This window comes from Sphingomonas sp. S6, from assembly GCF_043498045.1.
GTDB lineage: Bacteria > Pseudomonadota > Alphaproteobacteria > Sphingomonadales > Sphingomonadaceae > Sphingomonas.
In genome coordinates this window covers 1-18894 of sequence record NZ_JBIEOE010000013.1, presented here as the reverse complement: position 1 = coordinate 18894, position 18894 = coordinate 1, and the positions used below count along the sequence as shown (strand labels likewise).

Genomic DNA, 18894 nt, shown 5'->3' with positions numbered 1-18894 from the left:
CCTAGCGCGGCGAAGCTGGCGCGCAGACCAACGCGGTGAGGTGGCGCTCGCCCCGTCCCAGAGGCACACGGCAAGGGGCAGACTCCGGCCTCGCCCCACGGAACTGCTCCGCGCGTCAGATCTGATGCGGGCGCGGTAGCGCCCCGAATATCAGGTGCGACCCGCCCTGCAGGGGCGGGTGTCTTTAGCCCTGCCGATGCCGGCGTTCGCGCTCGATGCGCAGTGCGTCGACCAGGGCGATGTCCCGATGGGTCTGGATGAGGTAGTCGAGCCGGTCAGCCGGCAATCGACGTGGATCCAATGCCGGACCCTTGGTCCGCGGCGCATCGCGCCCGAGACCGAGCAGGGTTCGACGATTGGTCGCTTCAACGATCAGCGTGCCGAGCTCGGCGCGCGACCATACCCGTTCGAGGCCGTGGAGATCGCCCGTCGGATAGCGGGCGGCCGATAACCGGATGACAAGCCGGGCAATCGCGGCGACGTCGCGCGATGCGCGGATGCGCTCGCGCGTGAGCTGGCGCGCGGTCGCCTCGAAGCGGTGGTAGAGCGGCGTGCGCGGACGCATGATCGCCGACTGGCGGTCGAGTTCGCGGTGCCAGGCCGCGAGGCCGCACCACGGCGGGACCGCCATGCCGTAGGCAGGCGCGGTCGCAGTCGGCAGGTCGAACAATTCGAGCTGCTGCGCGCGCGCGGGCGCAGTCGGCGCCGCAAGGCGCCGTGCGAAGGTGCTGGCCATGTCAGCCTCCGTCAGGAGAGGGGGAAGAGGTCGAGTTGGGCGGCGCGCAAGGCGCGCTCACGCCCTTCTGCGATCTTGGCCGCAAGCCATGCCTTCTGCTGGCCGATCCCCATGCCGAGCATCGGGATGGTGGCCCGATCGCCGGCGAAGGCGAGCAGCGGCTCGCGGTAGAGCCGTCCGGCGAGGAAGACGATCGGGCCGGCGTGGTGCGGCCCGATGGCGCGGCGTAGTTGCCGTGTCGTCTTCTCGCCCCACAGACGCCGCTCTGCGGCCGTCAGGTCGCGGAGTGTAGCGTCATAAGGGGCGAGGCGCTGCGTGGGTTTCACGAGGCCGTGAGCGGCCGAGAGGATGAACCAGCGCTCGCCGGTTTCCTCGACATAGGTCCGCGCCTTGCGGAACCAGTCCGAGCGGTAGAGGTCGGCCGCGCGTGCGCGCCGATCGAGTTTCTGCGAAACGCAGGCGATCAGATACACGCACGGCGTCGCGTCGACTGCGCTCGTCACGGGTCTATCAGACCCGGGCGGCGCGGGCGTGCCGGCTCACCAAGTCGATCGACGGTGAGCTGCCGGTGTAGCGTCGCCGGCAGATCGGGGATGTGGCGACGCGCGACCGCGATCAGCGGGTCGGGCTGTGGGGCTTCGCCGTAGAAACCCCCGAGCCAGATCGCCGGCGACGCGTCCTCGTCATCGATGTCGCCGGTCCAGATCTGGAGGAAGAAGGTCGCGAGCGGGGCATCCCATCCGATCGAGACACGGGCCGTGTCGTTCTTGTAGTCGTGACGGCTCATGACACGTCCCCTTGCGATGGGCGTTTGGCGATCGGCGCAAGGCGCTTCTCGGCTTCGTCGAGGGTTGCCTTGCTCAGGGCGGCCACCCGGCTCGGGCCTTGACGGTTCCTGATGTGTCGAAGGCTGGCACCGTTCGGCTCGATGTCATCCTTTCCGAACAAGTAGAGGTCAAGCAACTTGCTTCGCCAGCGGCGTCCTTTGCGGCGTCGAAAATCGACAAGGGTGCGCAGCTCCTCGTCGGTCCAGTCCGGCATCGGGACGCGGACGGGTCTGGAATAATCGGTCATGGTCGGCATCCTCAATCGGAGTTGGAGCCCGTGGCTCTGAGGTAGCGGAGGAAGTCCCGGCTCCAGGTGTGCGGGACCGGCTTTGGCGGCCGTTCGTGCGTCACGGTCGGACCATCGAAGAGATCGGGCTGACGCCCGATCACGAGGGGCTGGATGACGTGGCGCGGGTGCCGGATGCAGTCGCGAGCCATCAGGCCGCGACCAATTCCGGATAATGGGCGCGGAGGTTCGCGATCGCCTGTTCGCCGTCGGGGTATGGGGGGCGCATGATGCTGATCGCGGAGCGGATCGCGGCAGCAAGATCCGCGTGGTGGATCACCGGGGATGTGCTGTCGGGATACTCGACCGGAGCGGTGAAGCCGGCGTGAAACCAGCGGCCGAGCCCTTCATCTGCGAGCATGGCGTAAGCGGCGTGGGCTTCGTCCGTAGGATCGAAGCGCAGCGCGAGTTCGGTGTAGCGCCCGAAATCGTGGGTCGAGGTATCGCGCGCGAAGGCGGCGCCTTCAGGCGGCGGGCCGTAGCGCGCGATCAGCGCGGCCTGGTAGCAGTCGACTTCGAGGCGGTTTAGCCGTTGGAAGTCGGGCGTCCGTCCGAGCTGAGCGCAATCCTCCTCTGCCGGGCTGGCGCCGATGGTCAGGGTCTCGGTCATGGTACTGGCTCCGTGCGGACCGGGAATCGGCCGCTTACCAGCGCTCGGCGCATCCTCTCCTCTGTTCGGGCTCGAGATCGCGCAGCTCGGCCAGTTCGACCTTGGCCGTTCGCTCGCCTCCGATCGGATCGAAGAACACGTAGCAATGGTCTTGGAAGGGAGCGGCGCACAGCCGCCAGACGACGCCATATCGGCCGAGGTATCGTTGGATCCCGAAGGCCGGATCGACGGCACCGGGCGCGTCGACCAAGCGAACACGCTGGCTGACGCGCAGCCAGTTGGCGGCTTTGGCGACGATCTCGGCCCTTTCGTTGGGCGTCTGGTGTGCGGGGCGATCGGGGCGTGGCGGACCGAAGGTCGCGAAGCGGTCGCCGGCGATGCGTTCGAGTTTTTCCTCGATCGTCTCATCGGGTGTGCGATCCCACGATGGCGCGGGCCGGTGCCGGTGGTAGCGGGTGACTGGCTTGGCGGTGAAGAGGTCGGGCTGATAGCCGATGATGCGACGGCGCTCCTGTTCGGCCAGGTATTCTCGTCGCCAACGATCCTCGTCGGTAAGCGGGCGGGCGGAGTCGGGGGGCGCCCGGACGATAGCCATCAATTCGGCGAACTCCTCCTCGGAGATGTTGGCGATGCGCTTGTTGAAGATCACGGTCGGGATTCCACGTTGCTGAGGCCCAACAGAAATGGGTCGCACGATGCCTCGATGTCGTCGGGCGTCAGGTCCTCGCGAGCGAACAGCTCGCGATCGGACATGACCGCACGCGGAGCGGCGGGATTGCCCGTCACCACGATATGGAAGGTATCGCCATCGGCCGTCGCCCGGCGCAGCGCAAAGCGCCAGCAATGGGCGGCGGTCTGGAACGGATTCGGGCGTGACATGGGGTGCGCTCCTTGGCGGGTTGATATCGATACGCCCCTTCCGGGGCGGTGTGCGGCGCGCCGGAACGGCGAGCCGCCATCGGCGAGGCCGCTGGCGTACCAGCGGCCGAGCCGAGCTCAGGCGACCTTGCGGTCGCGCTGAGCGTTCTGTGCTGCGGGTGGGGTGCCGAGCGGACCACGGCGATCCACCACGCGGATGCCTGCCTTCTTCGCGTCGATCACCAGACGCTCGGTCACGCCATTGCCCTGGAAGGCGATGACGTAGCGGGGCTTCAGCGAGAGCATCAGCTCGTTGCGACGGAAGCCGGCCCGGTCCCCGAGCTTGCGGTCGAGACCGAAGCGGACTTGCTGCACACCGTGCTGTTCGGCCCACGATGCCGCGATGCGCTCGATCCCCTTCATGTCGCCGCCATGAACGAGATACATGTCGCCGACGCGTTCCCGAACCGCGTTGAGGGTGCGCAGCAGGTTGTCGCCAAACGCCTTCATGTCCTCATCGGTCCGGAAGGTCAGCCGCCCTCCGGCAAACACGACGGGTGTGCCCTGTGCCGTGTTGGCGTCGCGGACGCGCTCGCGGCGAGCCTGGAGGAATGCGCGGCCGTCAACGATCGCCGACGTGACCCCGAGCGAAATGCGGTTGCCGGTCGACGGGATCCAGGAACGGCCGGTCTCGCGGATGTAGTGCGCCGCTGCGGTGTCGCGCATCACCTCGTAGCAGGTGGCGGCTTCCTCGATCTTCTTGGCAAGGTCGATCTTGTCCTCGAGGTTGGAGGTGTTGATCTCCGAACCGTCCTGCTCGGCCAGGAGGAGCCTGATTTCGTCGGTGAGACGGTCGATCGTCGCGTGCTTCTTGGCCGCGGCCCGGTGGAAGAGATTGACCAGGCCCCAGCCCATTTCCTCGATGTCGCGCTCGAGCGACGTGTTCTGGAGGGTTGCGAACAGGTCGCTCCAGATCGCGGTAGTGGTCTGTTCAAGTGCATCGGTCGAGGGAGGGCACATGCCCGAGACATCTTCGGCGCGGGGTTCGAGGTGTCCCAGCTCCAGAGCGGAGAGTGCGGCAGCGAGGGAAGTGGTCATGGGGTCAAGCCCTTCATCTGATCGAGGCCGGCGGCCTATCCGCCGGATGCGCACCTCCTGGGCGGCCGAATAAGAGGCACCCGCACCGGAGCGTAGCGAAGGGAAACCTTAAAAACCGGGGTGGTGCGGGCAGCCGCGCAGCGGCAACTCGGCCCGGATTTTTACGGTTGCGGGAGCCTCGCGGCCGCCCATGTGCCGCATCTCTCTGGCGGAAGGCTGTCGGGCGTCAGGTGGCGTCGGGCGCAGCCGGGATCATGCTTGCTGCCGCCTTCGGACCTGTCGGGCTCAACCCACACCTTGCGATGTCGTCGAGAATTGCCTGCCCCGTGTCGCACAGGCGTACCATCGCCGCTGGGGTGATCCTCAACCCTCCGTCGGCGCCGATTGCGTCGATCATGATGCGGAGCTGGTCCACCAGATCCTCGCTACGGGTCGCGGCATAGCCCGCACAGGCCGCCACATCAGAGAACAGGCCCGGGACGGGCAAGACAGAGGCATCGCCTCCATCGGGGACGAAGCGCCAAGGATCGACGCCGGCTCCTTCTGCGATTGCGCTGACATAAGTGGGATGCTCCGTGTCGAGGCTCTTCCACCCGTCGGTCGTATGTGACGCATCGATCGCAGAGCGGCAGGCGCTGACGACATCTTCCGCCTCGACCGTGATCTCCGCACGGTAATGGGCAGGGTATTCGCAGTGGACGGTGAAGGTCTTCATGGGGCCGGACTCCTGAAGGTTGGCAAAGTGGGAGACCCAAGCGGTTCGGGTCATTCGTACCGGGGACGCTCGGCCGGATAGGCGAGAGGGGGCCAGCCATCGTGGACGCGGGCCTCGAAGCGCCCAGCGGAGAGGACGCTGCTGATCGGCCGCGCGTGGTCGCCAGCGTTCCAGTCGCGATCGAGATGCGCCTGAACCTCGGCCGACATTCGCCGGGCACGATCTTCGTGACCGTCGGGGAAGGTGACGCCGAAGGCGGTCAGCGCCGGGTCGGTGCAGAGTTCGCCGGCATCGTACCGTAGGGTAGGCAGGGTGGCGTCTACGAGAGAACACCCCACTGCCCCCCTCCGAACCGGACGTGCAACTTTCACTGCATCCGGCTCTCCGCTCCGGGCACTGTAGAACGAAAGTCCGGCAGCTTCCCTGCATGAAGGAGTTGATGACAGGGCGCGCAAAGCGGCCTCGTCTTCCGGGCCCGTTCGGCGTGAAGCCTCCGGAACACCGGCCCATCCCTCATGCGACGCACGGGGTTGCTGTGGTGAAGATGGAACGGTCCATCGGTGCCGCCACATGCGGAGCATGCTTGGGCGAGCACTCGGTCAGTCAGGTTGGTCCTGCTTAACCGAAGAGCTTCCGTGCGAGGCGTGTTGTCGACCGACGGCCAGAACACCGGCCTACGATCGAGTTCCGCCAGTCGCCAAACCGCGATCCTCCTCTCATCCCTCCCAACGCCGATACGCACTACGTACCTGCCCGGGCCAACCCTGAGGCGCCGGAGCGAAGCCATTAGGCTTGTCCGATGCTTGTGCGCGAGCGTCTTGAACAGACTACCGCGCCAGAGAAACTCGAGCTTGTTGAGTGCGCCTTTCACATCCACGGCCAAGGCATAGTAATTTGCAAAGCCGCGAAGTTCGGCGTTGTAGACCTTGACGATCTCCGCATCATCCATGTGAAGCAGGCCCGGACGGTGCACAGCCCGTCCCAAGTCGAACTGACCATAGCCGTGCCTCTGGCTGAACGATTGCACCTTGTCGCGCGGGACCAGCAACTGAATTTGATCCGTCACCGTCCGCTTGACTGCGACGATGCCCGTCCGTGCCCGTTGTTTGACGAGCCGGTCGGACGCCGTGCGAGTGCGCACGTCGTAGCCAAGGAACCTTGCTCCCTTCCGAGCCTCGCGGATCCCGCTTTTCAACGGGGACGTTCGGAGCTCAAGCTCGCTCGCGAGGAAGCCCTCGATGGCGGCCTTGATCTCTTTGGCCTCGGCCCGGCTGCCGATAACCCCCAGAAGGAAGTCGTCGGCGTACCGGACGTAGCGAAGGCGTCGAAAGTCTGGATCGAACGGGTCCGTCGCGGGTAGCTTGCGCATCGCCGCGAGCGTCTCCTTTATTCGGTCCAGCCATGGTTGGATTTCATCAACCTGCCCTTTGTCACGCAGCGCAGCCACGCGCTTCCGGGCGTACTCGGAACGGCGCTGAAGGTGCCTGTATTCCGCCGATTTGCGACGTTGGGCACCCTTGTCGAAGCCAGCGACGAGCCCTTCCACATAATGGTCAAGCTCGTGCAGGTAGACGTTCGCGAGCAGAGGCGAGACGATGCCTCCTTGCGGCGTGCCACTATAGGTTTCGTGGAAACGCTGCTGCTCCAGATACCCTGCCTTCAGCATCGCACTGATGAGAGCGGTAAACCGCCTATCATCAATGCGACGTTCAAGCAGGCTCAACAATTTCTCGTGAGAGATGTTGTCGAAGTATCCTTCGACATCGACTTCGATCAGCCACTTCACGCCCTTCCATGTCTTGCGGACATGGTCGAGCGCCGTGTGACACGACCGCCCCCGTCGAAAGCCGTGTGACCGATCAGAGAAGATCGGTTCATAGACTTCGTTCAGGATCATCCTGACCACTTCCTGCACCAGTCGGTCGGTTGCAGTCGGGATGCCGAGCGGTCTTGTTTTACCGTTGGTCTTGGGGATGTGGACGCGCCTGACCGGCTGCGGGCGATACGTGCCCGCCGAGAGTTGCGCGATCACCGCATCGATCCGGCTTTCGTCGAGATCGGTTACGGCCTCACGGTCGATGCCGGGGGTCTCTGCCCCACGGTTCTGTTGGATGCGGCCCAAAGCTTCCACCCACAAGGAGCGGGATAGCAGCAGTCGGAACACACCGTTCACACGTTTGCCGGTCAAGGCAATCGTTCCAAGTGATTCCAGCCTTTTCAAGGCGGCACAGGGTTGCATCAGCAGACCTCCGCCCTGGTTCGATGCTGGATCGAAGCTGCCGCACTTCCCCCGCTCGGTTGCGCTTTCGCTCGGGTCACCCCGAACTTATACGGCCGACCGTCCCTCACCGAGGCAAGGGCTGTCCCGGCAATTACGCCGGGTGTTCGGGTAATATTGCGGCTCCGCCGCCATACAGGTCGATAACTCGACCAGCTACAGGCGGTCCCGTAGTTACGCGTGAAAGGAGATAAGCTAACGGTCTTAGGTGGCCTTTTCATCTCTAGTCCTCCGAAGGAGGTCACGCCGACAAGGTTGGCCGGTCAAGTCGATGGTACGGACTTGGCCGCTTCTCGGGTCCGAGCTGGTAGAGTGGACCCGACGCGTCGGTGCGGGGTTTCAGTCGCTTTCCTCGCCGCCAAGGGTTTAGGCCGCGAGAGATTGGGCTTCACGCAGTGTAGCGTTCACCATAACCGTCTTGCCCTGACCCGTTGCTTCAATGCGACTATTCACTTTGGGCCTTTTCCGAGCATGCTATGGTCCCGTTCTCCTTTCGAAGTTTCAGCCCGAGGGCACCGGTAAGCTCGGTGGGCAGATGCCATTGCCAACAAGCATCACGTCATCAGACGCACTCCTTTCTCGCGCCACAACGGCGCACACCAGCCCCCTTCTTCGGGACCGCCATAGAGCCGTTGCGTGAGGTAGACGGCGACGCTGTGCATGATCGGTTTCCTTCATCTGGGCGAGCACCAAGCTCCCCAAAGCCGAAAGCCTCCTTTCCTCCTACCGAGCGATCATGCGCCCGATCTCGAACACTGCAGCGTGGCGCGCATCAGTCACGGGCGCGGTATGTTCAAGGTTTGCGCCGTACCGGTAGGTGCGACCGTCGCATTCGATGAGGTCGAAGAGGTGGTCGAAATCCAGGACATTGTCCGGGATCAAGTGGCCAGCGCCGGCAAGAATACCAGCAGCGAGCGAGTGGTTGCCTCCGATCACGAAGCCGATGCGCCAAGGAAGCCATAGCTCGACACGGTGATTGGAGTCCTGCCGCCAGTCTCCCCCGTACATTTGTCGCTCTGCATCCGCTTGATCGATCTTCGCACGGCCGATGAAAGCCATCGCATCGATGAAACGGTCATGGCTCCACGGGCAGGGCAGAACACAATCGTGACCCAGATCGAGGGGAAAGTCGCTCGGCCGAAGTTCCCGAGGACGTCGACTGTCGCCATAAGCCAGATCCAGCACGCCTTCGAAGAAGAATGTGAAGCCAGAGATGTCTGCGGCTGCGTCCTGTCCACGTTCACCTACGGCGAGCAGTAATTCGGATTGCTCGGGCCTGAGTATCGCGGCGATAAGGTGGGGAAGGGCGGTCGGATTCTTAGTATGGAGGTCGCGCGCCGTCAGCATCAGCATGTCGAAGTGCGTGCGCGGATCATCGGCCCGCCCGGCGAGCCACCATGGCCGCGGCTTGTTTGAGCGCATCAGGCGGCGGATCCAGGACGGGCGTTTCATGAGACCACCTTATTGAACGAGCGCCGTTGCGGCGCGGTTGAAGTTTTCGAGCCAGTGACCCAGCGGGGTTCGTTCCTCGAGCGGAAGCACTGCCTGAGCGGCCTGGAATGCAATTAGTTCGGTTGGCGCGGTTTCGATGATGTGGTCGATCTCCGCCGGGGGCAGGAGGCCGCGTTCACGGATGAACTCGGTAATGCTGCCGGGGCGCGGGGTCGCGCCGCGACGGCCAAGGACCGGCTTACGCCAAAGGCCGTCGACGTTGCGGAGGCGCGGCTTGGCCCGTGCCTCCATCAGCACGATCACGCGCAGTTCTGAAATCGAAAGCTCCAGCACCTCGTCGGGCTTGATGCTGCCGCAGAAGAATTATGTCGCCATTGAGACGATCCATTCCCTTTGACGGGATAAGGATATTGTCCCATTATCGATCGGGTCGGGGCAATAAAATGGAAACGCCCAGTGTCATGTCGAGGGTTCAGTGCATCTTTTCCCGTTCGATCCTTGGCTCGGCGTCGAGCCTATACTTCTTGATGGGACGATGATCCGGCCTGCGCTTGATGACTCCATAAAGCAGGACGCAATCAAATACTTACCCGAAACAAATCTCCCTTCTCTCCTTCATTCCGACGGAAGCCCCGTTGTAGAAGTCAATTCGTTCATCACGTTCCTGCGATCCGATGGCGTGTCCCTTGCCAGCGCAGGCCACTATGCTCGAGATCTTCAGGTCTTTGCCCGTTACCTGCGGGATGCGCGTTCAAAGTCGTTACTCGACGCATCGAGTGCCGACGTAGGGAAATATCGCAGCCTTCGGCTCGAAGGGCCGGGCGAGCTCCGACTATCGGGATCGTCTTGGAAGCGCACCTCTGCGGCGCTAACGCGGTTCTATCAATGGGCCGCCAGCGAGGACGCAGGACTGATATCAGTTGCGCCGAAAACCAGATTCCGCCGTGATGGCGCGGTTGCCGAAGATACGATCCGCATGATCCCGCTCGAGGATTACGTTCTGTTCCGAGACCAAGGCCTGCTCGGTGGGGGTTACGCGAACGGCATCACTCACCGGCGGAATCCGATGCGCGATGCCGCGTTCGCCGAGCTGCTTGTGACGACAGGGGTTAGGCTCGAAGAAGGCGCAAGCCTTCTGATCGGTGAGCTTCCGACGACGAACGCCCGCGTCTTTCACGGCTGTCGCAGCACCATGATCGACCTGCCCGCCAGAATCACCAAAGGGCGCAAACCTCGATCAGTGCCGTTCCCGAGGCGGGTAGCCAGTAACTTCATCGACGCTTATATTCGCGAGGAGCGGAGCCAGTTGGTCGATCGCTGGCGACGCGCGGGTGGGGTCCGGACCATGCGGCAGCCGCTCATCGGCACGCTTGCAGGCGGGCAACGCGTTTTGATCAAGGGCGAGCGGCGCCCTCGATCACTGGCGACTCTGCGCATCGACGAACGACGCAACCTCCTATTGCTGCCCGGATCGGGCGCACCATTGGAAAGTGCGCAGCCGGCAGCATTGTGGCTGGCGCAGGACGGCCAAGCCCTCACCCCCGCGGCATGGCAGTCGATATTCCGGCGTACCAGCAAGAAGTTGTCGGAGGACATGGGCTGGGACCTACACGTATCGCCCCATACCCTCCGGCATACCTTTGCCGTCTACTGGCTTACACACCTCGTCAAAGCGGAAGTGATGAGGCTCGACGATCGATCTGTCCCGGATCGAACCGAGGAAATCTACATGAAGGTTGTCAGCGACCCCTTGCGCCGGGTCCAGCGATGGCTGGGTCACGCCAGCGTCCTGACCACTGAAAAATATCTCACCTACCTCGATGAAGCCTTCGAAATCGTAGATCAGGCGGCCGAGGCGCTGGACTCTCGTCTGATGGGCTTCTTCTAGCAGTGGGTCGCCCTCGCCTCTCGTTCCGCGATTTACCTCCGCAGCAGGATGAGGAGCCGCGAGCCGACGCGATCGTAGCCTATCATCATCGTGACGGTGTCGGGCGCGAAATGACCTGGTTGCTGCACGAGGTGGGGAACGAAGGCCTGGGTCGCGATCTTGCCTTGTACCTTGGGCCGATGATGAACGAGCTGTTCGCCGGCCTGGCCGTCCCGAGTGTCGAACAGTATCGACAGAGCTGGATCCCGCTCGGGAAACATCTGTCCTCCAGCGGGCGCCTCAACGGGGGGCTTCGCGTGATCACGGCCGCTGACATCGATGCCTGCGACGTTCGGGGTCAATACTCCCGGTTCCGTTGCCTTGTTCACGGCCTTCGCGCGATAGACGAACGAAACCCTGATCTGCTTCGTCCGGATCTGAAGGCGCGGATCAACTTCACGAGCCGGCACAACGGAACGGCATTACGGCCCCGCGAACCGTTGACACCGTTCGTCGCTCGCGTCCTGAAAGACGCCGCTGATCGCAGCGTGGTAGCTACACGCGAAAGGATCTTGTCGGGCCGCGAGCAGATCGAAGCTTTGCGAAACAAGCCGGAGAGGAGCCGCTTTGAGAATGTGTTCCTGAGGGTCGCCGACGGCACGCGCCCCGCTCGAAGCGAGTTCGACATGTTCAAATATCGCAAGGTTGCCATCGCCGCGGCCAGCGATCTTCTCGTTCTGACCCTGCCTGATGCGATCTGCTTCATCATCGCCATCGCGCTCCGGGTCGAAATGCCGATAGAATGCCTGCGGACCCTGCGGCGCGACTGCCTGAAGAACCCCGCGAGAGGGTACGTCTCCATTGAATACACAAAGGGACGAGGCGGCCCCCGCGCGAAGATCAAGCGCGAACGCGTGCGTGATGGTGGAATTAATACGCCCGGCGGACTCGTTCGCCTTGCCCTCGAACTATCCCGACCCGCCGCCGAGCGAATGGCCGATCGAGGGGACCCGAATGCGGATTACCTGTGGGTGGGCTTCGTTGCAGCCGGACTGCCGAGCTGGCGGCGGTTCAGCCTTTCTACCCACAACTTCTATGCCGCGATCAGGAGCCTTGGGCTCGTCGACGAAGCGGGCAAGCCGATAACCAAGATCGTTCCCGCCCGGCTAAGGAAGACGGTGAAGCGGGACAATTACTTGCGCCACACAGGCCACCTTCGGCGCTTCGCGAGCGATCACTCGAAGCCAGTTGCCGCTCGGCATTATGCCGCGGTGGACGGGCTTCGAGAAGAGCATGCACGCTCGGTAGCGGTCGCTGAAGGTCAACTGTTCGACATGGCGATGATGCCGTTGGTCCTGCCACCGAAGGAGGAAGTCAGCGCGCTCGCATCCGGCCTCTCGATCGGAAACCAAAAGCTCGACGCAGGCGCGGTCGCGTCGTTGGTCTCAGGCGATGCCGATACGTTCCTTGGCATGTGTTCCGGCTTTTGGTCGAGCCCTCTTGGGCGGAACGACAACGGCTCCTGCGCCACCGCGTTCACCGGCTGCCTCCATTGCTCGAATGCAGTGTTCACCGCACGAAAACTGCCTGCATTGCTGACCTATCTGACATGGCTAGCTGAACGGCGCGCCGTCATGACGGAAGCGGAGTGGCACGAGCGCTACAGCGCCGACCATAATCGAATTATGGTACAGATACTCCCCGTGTTCGACGCTGGCGATATCGAACAGGCTCGGTCCACGGCGGAAAATGCCGCTGTGGCGCCAGCGCTGCCGCCACATCTTCAGCGGGGCTGAACATGCGTCGGGTTCTGGAACGTGCCGAAGCATCTTGGCGGATTGACCGTTCGGCATTGGTGATTCCGCCCCAGATGGTCGTGAGTGGCCGTGAGCAGCAGAATATCTCTCTGGTCGGGGACGATAAGTGGCTGCTCGAATGTGCCATCGCGCGGCCGACAAAGGCCCATGAAGCCTGTATCTGCTTCGGTCGGATCGCCGATGCTGATGAGCGGGAGCTCATACGAGAATACCTGTTCCTGTCTTTAAACTACGACTCCCGAGACAATGTGCGCGGCCGCCTCGGCGTCCTGAAACCTGGTTCGCTGATGCAGGTCGGCAATATAATCCGGCATTTTCTACAAGAAGTGCGGGAAGCCGGACTTCGACTCCACGAGATCGATCAGCCTTGGCTGGATCAGTGGCTGTCCGCGAAGCGGCACCTCGCACCGGCAACTCTTGTCTACAAGATCCTCTGCGTACGGCGACTTGCGCTCTATACGCCCTCCCTGTCGTTCCGGGGAATCGAGATAGCTCCTTGGGGTAACCGTTCAGCGACTAGGATCGCGGGATACCGGGGTGGCCGAGAAAATGTCACACCGCGAATACCGGAAGCCATTAGCGCGCCGGCGTTGCGGTGGGCCATGTTCTACGTCCATCATGGGATCGACGATCTTATCGCCCGACATCGTATAGCTGGCATCAACATCGCCGCGCGTCGGCAGAGAGTGTCACCGAAACTAAGCGACCAGCGCCTGCGCGCTTATTTGGATGCGCTTGAAGCATCGGGCTCTGGAGTACCGGCGACCCAAGATGGTCGACCCGCGTGGCCAGAAATCTGCAAGGCCAGCGGCCTCGGCGTGGCAGTGCTGAAGGCACGCTCAGCTATGCTCGAGAAGGCAATCTCGCAACTCGGAACCGAGCGCCCAGGCGCAAGCAGTGGTTGGGCCAGCATGCCAGGAACAAACATTGCGTGGCGGTCGCATCTTCCCAGCTTCAGCAGCCGTTATACCTTCATACCGGCGATAGCCGCGTGCTATCTCGTAATCGGCCTATTATCAGGAATGCGCGGCGAGGAAGCGGCCGCGCTCAAGCGTGGTTGCCTCAGACTCATGCGCGACGAACATGGGAAGGTTAAGGGCTACGAACTCGTCGGAAGAATCTTCAAAACCCGTAAAAACGTCGACGGCGCTGAACATCGCTGGACCGTGATAGAGCCTGTTGCCAGGGCCGTATTGGCAGCAATACGGTTGCAGGACTATCTACACAACAGCGCCGATCGAACGGAAGCGCCGCGAGATGATGAGCCCCTGTTCAAACCGGCCTTGATTCGGGGGGTGGGCAATGTCCAGCTTACGGCGCATCAATCGACCGTATACCTGAATTACTTTGCCAAAGAGTGTCGCCGGCTCGCCGAAGAAATGGCAGCGGCGGCGCCCGCCGAAGCCGACCGCATACTGGCACTTTATCATATCCCGGACGAGGGTGATGAACCCTGGCGGTGGCGCACGCGTCAGCTCCGCCGCACCCTTGCATGGTACATCGCCAGTCAGCCCTTCGGCGTGATCGCGGGCATGATACAATATGGGCACGCGAGCGCCATGATGTTCGAAGGCTATGCGGGCACTTCCCAATCCGGCTTCCGTTCGGAGATCGAAGAGGAACGTCGCCTCGCTCAGCTCAGCGATATCGTCGAGATGTACGAGGACTGGAAGGCAGGGATCAATCCAGGCGGCCCCATGCGATCGAAACTCGTCGCCGAATTTACAAGCATCAGAAACAAGATCGGAGATCTGCCCGGCACGGTCGTTGATGATCGGCGCCGCGCAAAAATGCTCTCGAACACCGCCGTCACGCTTCATCCGGGTTATATCAACGACTGCTTCTTCTATGCCGACCACGCCCTCTGCTTGAAGGTGAAAGGAGCTGAGGCGCAGCCGGCATTTACGAGGTGCCAGCCTGCTCGTTGTCCGAACAGCGTGGTGGCGAGGCGGCATGTGCTGGCTCTGCAATCATGCATCGCAGATGCCGAGACCATGAAAAATGGCAAGAACATCAGCCCGATCCAGAAACACGCCATTGAGGCACAGATCGATATTTACAGGCAGTTGCTGGAACAGGTCGAACGATGACGACGAAAGCGAACCCTCCCCGGAAATCGCAAGCCACCGTCGCGCTGCTTGACGCCTATAACCGCTTGCGCGACGGCAAAGGCACCGCGACGAATGGCAAGCTGAGCATAACCAATGTTGCGCGCGAGGCGGGGGTCAGTCGAGCGACGGCCTATCGATGCTCCAAACTTCTCGCTTTGTTCGATGAAGCTCCGAAGCCGCCGAAGGCTAAACCACAAAGCACGAGCGGCAAGGCCGAGCTGCGAAACGTGATCAACCAGTTGCTCAATCGTATCATCATGCTGGAGGCTGCGTTGGAAGCCAAAGACGCGGAACTCCGGCAATTGCGCTCAATGCTGCCAAAACCACGGCCGGCCGACTCATGATGCGAGCAAGTCCTGAGGACATTACAATCGACGCCACGTTGCACGCTCAATTCGCTCTACGCTACATGGCGACGCGAGACCGCCACGGGCGGGCTACGCATTGAAGGCAGGTTCAGTGTAAAACCCTCCCCGCTTGCGCAGCACTGATCCTCCCCTGCACAACGCTTGATGGATTTTGGTTGGGCCCATCACTCGACGAAGAATTCCCTCAATCAACGGCCCGCCTGCGACCAGCAGCTTGAATGGGTATCTCGCATGTAAATGACCGCGATTGGCCGTAAGGAGAACGGCAGGTATGGACCGCGGAAGGCAAACAACTGCCATTCTTAGGCTGGCGATGCAGGCCCCAATGCTTCGATAATACGGCAATCCGCAACGATGCCGCCATCGCAGGAATCAATTACCGCCTTCAGCTCTTTGCGAAGCGCCGCAAGGTCCGAGAGCTTGCGGTCAACTTCAAGTAGGTGCTCTTTGGCGATCCGGTCGATACCGGCGCAATCGCAGCTGCGGTCGCCCGAGATGCTTAACAGCGCACGGACCTGATCGAGCGAAAACCCGAGGTCGCGGGCCCGGCGGATGAAGGACAGTCGGCCAAGTTCCGCCTGCCCATAGTCCCGGTAGTTGCTCGTTGTCCGCGCCGGCTTAGGCAGCAGGCCGATTTTCTCATAATAGCGGATCGTCTCGATCTTCGTGGCCGTAGCCTTGCCCATATCGCCGATCGTGAATGCCATACCCTTGACCCTGTAGTTGCTACAGGCCCTATATAGCCTGTCATCACCGAAACAGGAGATGCATATGGCCGGCGGATGCTGCGGCGGATCACAGGACAATACCGAAAAGCTGAACGATGCGGCATGGCGGCGCGTGTTATGGATCGCGCTTGTGATCAACGCGGTCATGTTTGGCGTGGAGATTGTCGCCGGTGTCACTGCCGGGTCTGCATCGCTCAAGGCCGATGCGCTCGACTTCCTGGGCGACGCTGCCAACTACGCGATCAGCCTCGGCGTCGCGGGCATGGCGCTGGCGTGGCGAGCGCGGGCGGCTATGGCCAAGGGCGTATCGATTCTGTTGTTCGGGATTTGGGTGCTGGGCAACACGATCTGGATGGCGACGCAGGGCATAGTTCCAGCTGCTGAGACCATGGGGATCGTGGGCGTGATCGCAATGGTCGCGAACCTTGCCTGCGCCGCGATGCTCTGGCGTCACCGCGCGGGTGACGCCAACCGGCGCTCGGTCTGGATCTGCTCGCGCAACGATGCGATCGGCAATATCGCCGTGGTCGCCGCAGCGCTGGGCGTGTTCGGCACCGGCACGGGCTGGCCGGACATCGCTGTCGCAGCAATCATGGCCGCGCTCGCGCTGTCCGGCGGATGGCAGATCATCCACCAGGCGCGCGGTGAACTGAGGAGCAGGCCTATTCTCCGCCGAAGCGAATCCGCACCCCTCCGTTGAGGACAAACCCGTCGGTCGGTGCCCAGGCATCGACCGTCCATGCCCCCGCCGGTGCGCGACGCGGCAGGAGCAGCCGGTCATATTTCGTCTGCCGCACATTGAGCAGGTTTTCGGCATTGAGGAACAGGCTGACCTTGCCCAATATCACTTCGCCCATAGCGCCGAGCTGGACATAGGACCTGCTTTGCGTCCGGTAGGGATTGTCGTCCGGTATAGTATGCCTCGATCCCGAAACGGCCACGCCCTTCCTTCTCCCACATTCCGACAAGGCCCGCGCTGTCTCGGGGCGTCAGTGGTACGATCCGCCGACCAGAGCCATCGAGATCGGGTTCATTCGCGGCGACATGCACGTAGCTGCCGGTCAGAGACAGAGCCTGCCAGCGATAACGTAGCAGCACTTCGGCGCCGCGCGTCCGCGTGACGCCATCGGCATTGATGAGCGTGACATGATCCGCGTCCACCGTCTGCAACTGTTGGGCATGGTCAATGCTCGAGGCAAACAGGTTGAAGTTCGCTTCGAACGGTCCGCTGGCGTAGCCGAAGTCGATCGACCCGCTGTTGGCAAACTCCGCTTTGAGCTTTCCATAAGGCAGAAGGCGCGCAAGGCCATTGGCCTCTGTCTCCTCGACAAACGGTGTCGGCGCGTAGAAGCCGCGTCCAAGCGACGCACGGATCGTCCAGGGCCCAGGGCGATAGAGCGCGGAAAGGCGCGGGCTGACATGTGAGCCATAGTCGCTATGCGCATCCCAGCGCAGGCTCCCCGCCAGGGTCAGCCGGTCGGCCAGTTCCTGCTCACCCTGCACGAAAAGCGCGGGCACGGTATAACTGTAATCGAAGGCTGAGAACGCTTTGGACCGATAGTCGTCCAACTGGATCGCAGCGCCTGCCAGCCATGTCGTCTCGCCTGCCTTGCCGCCGAGCGAGGCCTCAGCGAATGCCGTGCGGTGGCGGTCATTCTCCACTGTCTTGCCGAAGACATGGCGATGCGATTGGGTAACGCCGGACGCGCGCAAACGCAGCGTGCCGATGCCTTCCAGCGGTGTTTCGGCCGTGAGGCCGAGGTCGTAGCGCCGGCTGTGCAGCGTCTGCGCGAACGGCGATCCGTCCGGCGCATTGGCTTCCGGCATCGTTCCGCCGTCGCGCTGCTCCGCCATCGCGCCGAAAGTGACCAAGGCTTTGGTCCCATCGGCAGTGTTGACAAACAGACGGGGCCGGACTGTGAAGCGCTCATAGCCGGGCATGTCGGCCCAGCCGTCATCGTTCAGATCCTGTCGGCTTTGACGGTCATAGCCAGCGGTGACCGAGGCACTGAACACGCTGCTGAGCGGCGCGGCGACATACCCCGTCACATCCTGTCCGTCACGACTGGTAGCATTGAGCAGGAGTTCGCCTTGCGACTCGCTGGCCGGACGACGCGACACCAAATTGATGACGCCGCCCAGTGCTGAGGGACCGTAGAGCGCCGATGCCGCGCCCTTGATGATCTCCACCTGGCCAAGATCGGTGGGCGGGATTTGCAGCAGACCAATGGAGGGTGTCTGCCCACCATAGAGGGGCAATCCGTCGGCCAGGATCTGCGTGTAGCGGCCCTTGAGGCCTTGGATGCGGACATTGGCCGCGCCTAGCGCGGGCGATGTGGTCTGAACCCGCACGCCCGGCGTCTCGCTGACGAGCATGGCGATGTTGCCGGGGCGCATGAGGAGCTTTTCTTCAATCTCCTCGCGATTGATGACATCGACACGGATCGGTTCGTCCTGAACCCTGCGCCCCGTCCGTGTCGCCTGGACCACAATCTCGGTCTCAGCCTCCTCTGTGTGGTCGGCCTGGACCTGTGCTTGCGCATAGGCTGTACCGGCCATCATGGTTGCAATAACCAGCGCGCTGCTCCCGACACAGACCCTGCCGGCACGAACCATCAAACTCACATTGCCCCCGTTCCTGCCCGACATCTGACGCCGGGTACGGAAGGCTCCATAAGACCTGTAGCGACTACAGGGTCAAGAACGGTTTTCAGGATCTGCTATTGGCCGTTGAAACGTCCGGGACGGTGCGCATTGCGTCGGGAGCGCGCGTAGGCCCGGACATTCTCCTGACGGTAACACCGGCAGCCTTGTGTAAGCCGCGCAGCCGATGATGACCTTCAGAAGGCAGCGTGACAGGTCAAGCAGGAACAGTTATCAGGGGGCGCCGAGAATAGAGTAGCAGGGTGGTGTCTCCTGCGCCCGCATATCGTGGGTTCTTCCCTGCCGCGGCGTCAACCTGACCATGTCGGGAAGACGCCTTGTTATGACAGGGCCGTGCTTTCCGATGGAAAAATGCTGATTCCGAGGGAAGCCGCCCCCTCATTCCGAAATGATGCCGCCCCCCTGTTCCGAGAATTACTCGCCCCCTGATTCCGAGATGATGTCGCCCCCTTTGCGGGGATGACGATGAAGGTCCGCTG

20 protein-coding genes are annotated in these 18894 nt (G+C 62.6%); 5 read left to right on the top strand and 15 right to left on the bottom strand.

What is annotated here, in order from left to right:
• Positions 1–184 precede the first annotated feature (184 nt).
• The 13 genes from ACGVWT_RS15535 to ACGVWT_RS15475 form a co-directional block, all read right to left on the bottom strand.
• The gene (locus tag ACGVWT_RS15535; RefSeq protein ID WP_147037399.1) at positions 185–736 is read right to left on the bottom strand and encodes a hypothetical protein; all 552 of its coding nucleotides are present in this window, start codon (positions 734–736) and stop codon (positions 185–187) included.
• Between the two features lie 11 nt (positions 737–747).
• Entirely contained in the window at positions 748–1239 is a 492-nt protein-coding gene (locus ACGVWT_RS15530) for a DUF6884 domain-containing protein (RefSeq protein WP_033966673.1), read from the bottom strand.
• Positions 1236–1523, bottom strand: coding sequence for a hypothetical protein (locus ACGVWT_RS15525; protein WP_033966671.1), 288 nt, complete (start codon positions 1521–1523; stop codon positions 1236–1238). Before ACGVWT_RS15525 ends, ACGVWT_RS15530 begins: the two co-directional genes overlap by 4 nt.
• Positions 1520–1810: a hypothetical protein gene (locus ACGVWT_RS15520; protein ID WP_147037398.1), complete on the bottom strand. Its 291-nt coding sequence runs from the start codon at positions 1808–1810 to the stop codon at positions 1520–1522. Before ACGVWT_RS15520 ends, ACGVWT_RS15525 begins: the two co-directional genes overlap by 4 nt.
• Before the next feature lie 190 nt (positions 1811–2000).
• Positions 2001–2459 (bottom strand): hypothetical protein, encoded by a 459-nt coding sequence (locus tag ACGVWT_RS15515; RefSeq protein WP_147037397.1) that lies wholly within the window; start codon positions 2457–2459, stop codon positions 2001–2003.
• Positions 2460–2493: 34 nt separating this feature from the next.
• On the bottom strand, positions 2494–3108 hold the full coding sequence (locus ACGVWT_RS15510) for a hypothetical protein (protein WP_147037396.1): 615 nt from the start codon (positions 3106–3108) through the stop codon (positions 2494–2496).
• Complete coding sequence (locus tag ACGVWT_RS15505) at positions 3105–3338, bottom strand: hypothetical protein (protein WP_033966667.1); 234 nt, start codon at positions 3336–3338, stop codon at positions 3105–3107. Before ACGVWT_RS15505 ends, ACGVWT_RS15510 begins: the two co-directional genes overlap by 4 nt.
• Before the next feature lie 117 nt (positions 3339–3455).
• Complete coding sequence (locus ACGVWT_RS15500; RefSeq protein ID WP_033966666.1) at positions 3456–4415, bottom strand: DUF2493 domain-containing protein; 960 nt, start codon at positions 4413–4415, stop codon at positions 3456–3458.
• 226 nt (positions 4416–4641) lie between these two features.
• A complete protein-coding gene (locus ACGVWT_RS15495) occupies positions 4642–5130 on the bottom strand; it encodes a hypothetical protein (protein WP_147036907.1) in 489 nt (162 codons plus the stop codon).
• A gap of 50 nt (positions 5131–5180) precedes the next feature.
• The gene (locus ACGVWT_RS15490; RefSeq protein ID WP_394427150.1) at positions 5181–5468 is read right to left on the bottom strand and encodes a hypothetical protein; all 288 of its coding nucleotides are present in this window, start codon (positions 5466–5468) and stop codon (positions 5181–5183) included.
• A gap of 29 nt (positions 5469–5497) precedes the next feature.
• On the bottom strand, positions 5498–7369 hold the full coding sequence (locus ACGVWT_RS15485; protein ID WP_394427146.1) for a reverse transcriptase domain-containing protein: 1872 nt from the start codon (positions 7367–7369) through the stop codon (positions 5498–5500).
• Positions 7370–8131: 762 nt separating this feature from the next.
• The gene (locus tag ACGVWT_RS15480) at positions 8132–8860 is read right to left on the bottom strand and encodes a DUF6710 family protein (protein WP_052192506.1); all 729 of its coding nucleotides are present in this window, start codon (positions 8858–8860) and stop codon (positions 8132–8134) included.
• Positions 8861–8869: 9 nt separating this feature from the next.
• Entirely contained in the window at positions 8870–9193 is a 324-nt protein-coding gene (locus tag ACGVWT_RS15475; RefSeq protein ID WP_394427142.1) for a hypothetical protein, read from the bottom strand.
• A gap of 202 nt (positions 9194–9395) precedes the next feature.
• On the opposite strand from ACGVWT_RS15475, the gene ACGVWT_RS15470 reads away from it, so the two are divergent.
• The 4 genes from ACGVWT_RS15470 (at position 9396) to ACGVWT_RS15455 (ending at position 14999) form a co-directional block, all read left to right on the top strand.
• On the top strand, positions 9396–10748 hold the full coding sequence (locus ACGVWT_RS15470; RefSeq protein WP_037522502.1) for a tyrosine-type recombinase/integrase: 1353 nt from the start codon (positions 9396–9398) through the stop codon (positions 10746–10748).
• A gap of 110 nt (positions 10749–10858) precedes the next feature.
• A complete protein-coding gene (locus tag ACGVWT_RS15465; protein WP_048939653.1) occupies positions 10859–12523 on the top strand; it encodes a hypothetical protein in 1665 nt (554 codons plus the stop codon).
• A 2-nt stretch (positions 12524–12525) separates the two neighbouring features.
• Positions 12526–14634, top strand: a complete 2109-nt coding sequence (locus ACGVWT_RS15460) for a hypothetical protein (protein ID WP_048939652.1) — start codon at positions 12526–12528, stop codon at positions 14632–14634.
• A complete protein-coding gene (locus ACGVWT_RS15455) occupies positions 14631–14999 on the top strand; it encodes a hypothetical protein (RefSeq protein WP_010409068.1) in 369 nt (122 codons plus the stop codon). Before ACGVWT_RS15460 ends, ACGVWT_RS15455 begins: the two co-directional genes overlap by 4 nt.
• A 326-nt stretch (positions 15000–15325) precedes the next feature.
• Here ACGVWT_RS15455 and ACGVWT_RS15450 read toward each other — a convergent pair whose 3' ends face one another.
• Positions 15326–15730 (bottom strand): helix-turn-helix domain-containing protein, encoded by a 405-nt coding sequence (locus tag ACGVWT_RS15450; RefSeq protein ID WP_066675305.1) that lies wholly within the window; start codon positions 15728–15730, stop codon positions 15326–15328.
• Positions 15731–15794: 64 nt separating this feature from the next.
• On the opposite strand from ACGVWT_RS15450, the gene ACGVWT_RS15445 reads away from it, so the two are divergent.
• Positions 15795–16451 (top strand): cation transporter, encoded by a 657-nt coding sequence (locus ACGVWT_RS15445; RefSeq protein WP_066675301.1) that lies wholly within the window; start codon positions 15795–15797, stop codon positions 16449–16451.
• Positions 16452–16528: 77 nt separating this feature from the next.
• Here ACGVWT_RS15445 and ACGVWT_RS15440 read toward each other — a convergent pair whose 3' ends face one another.
• Positions 16529–18367: a TonB-dependent siderophore receptor gene (locus ACGVWT_RS15440; RefSeq protein ID WP_231729948.1), complete on the bottom strand. Its 1839-nt coding sequence runs from the start codon at positions 18365–18367 to the stop codon at positions 16529–16531.
• Between the last annotated feature and the right edge of the window lie 527 nt (positions 18368–18894).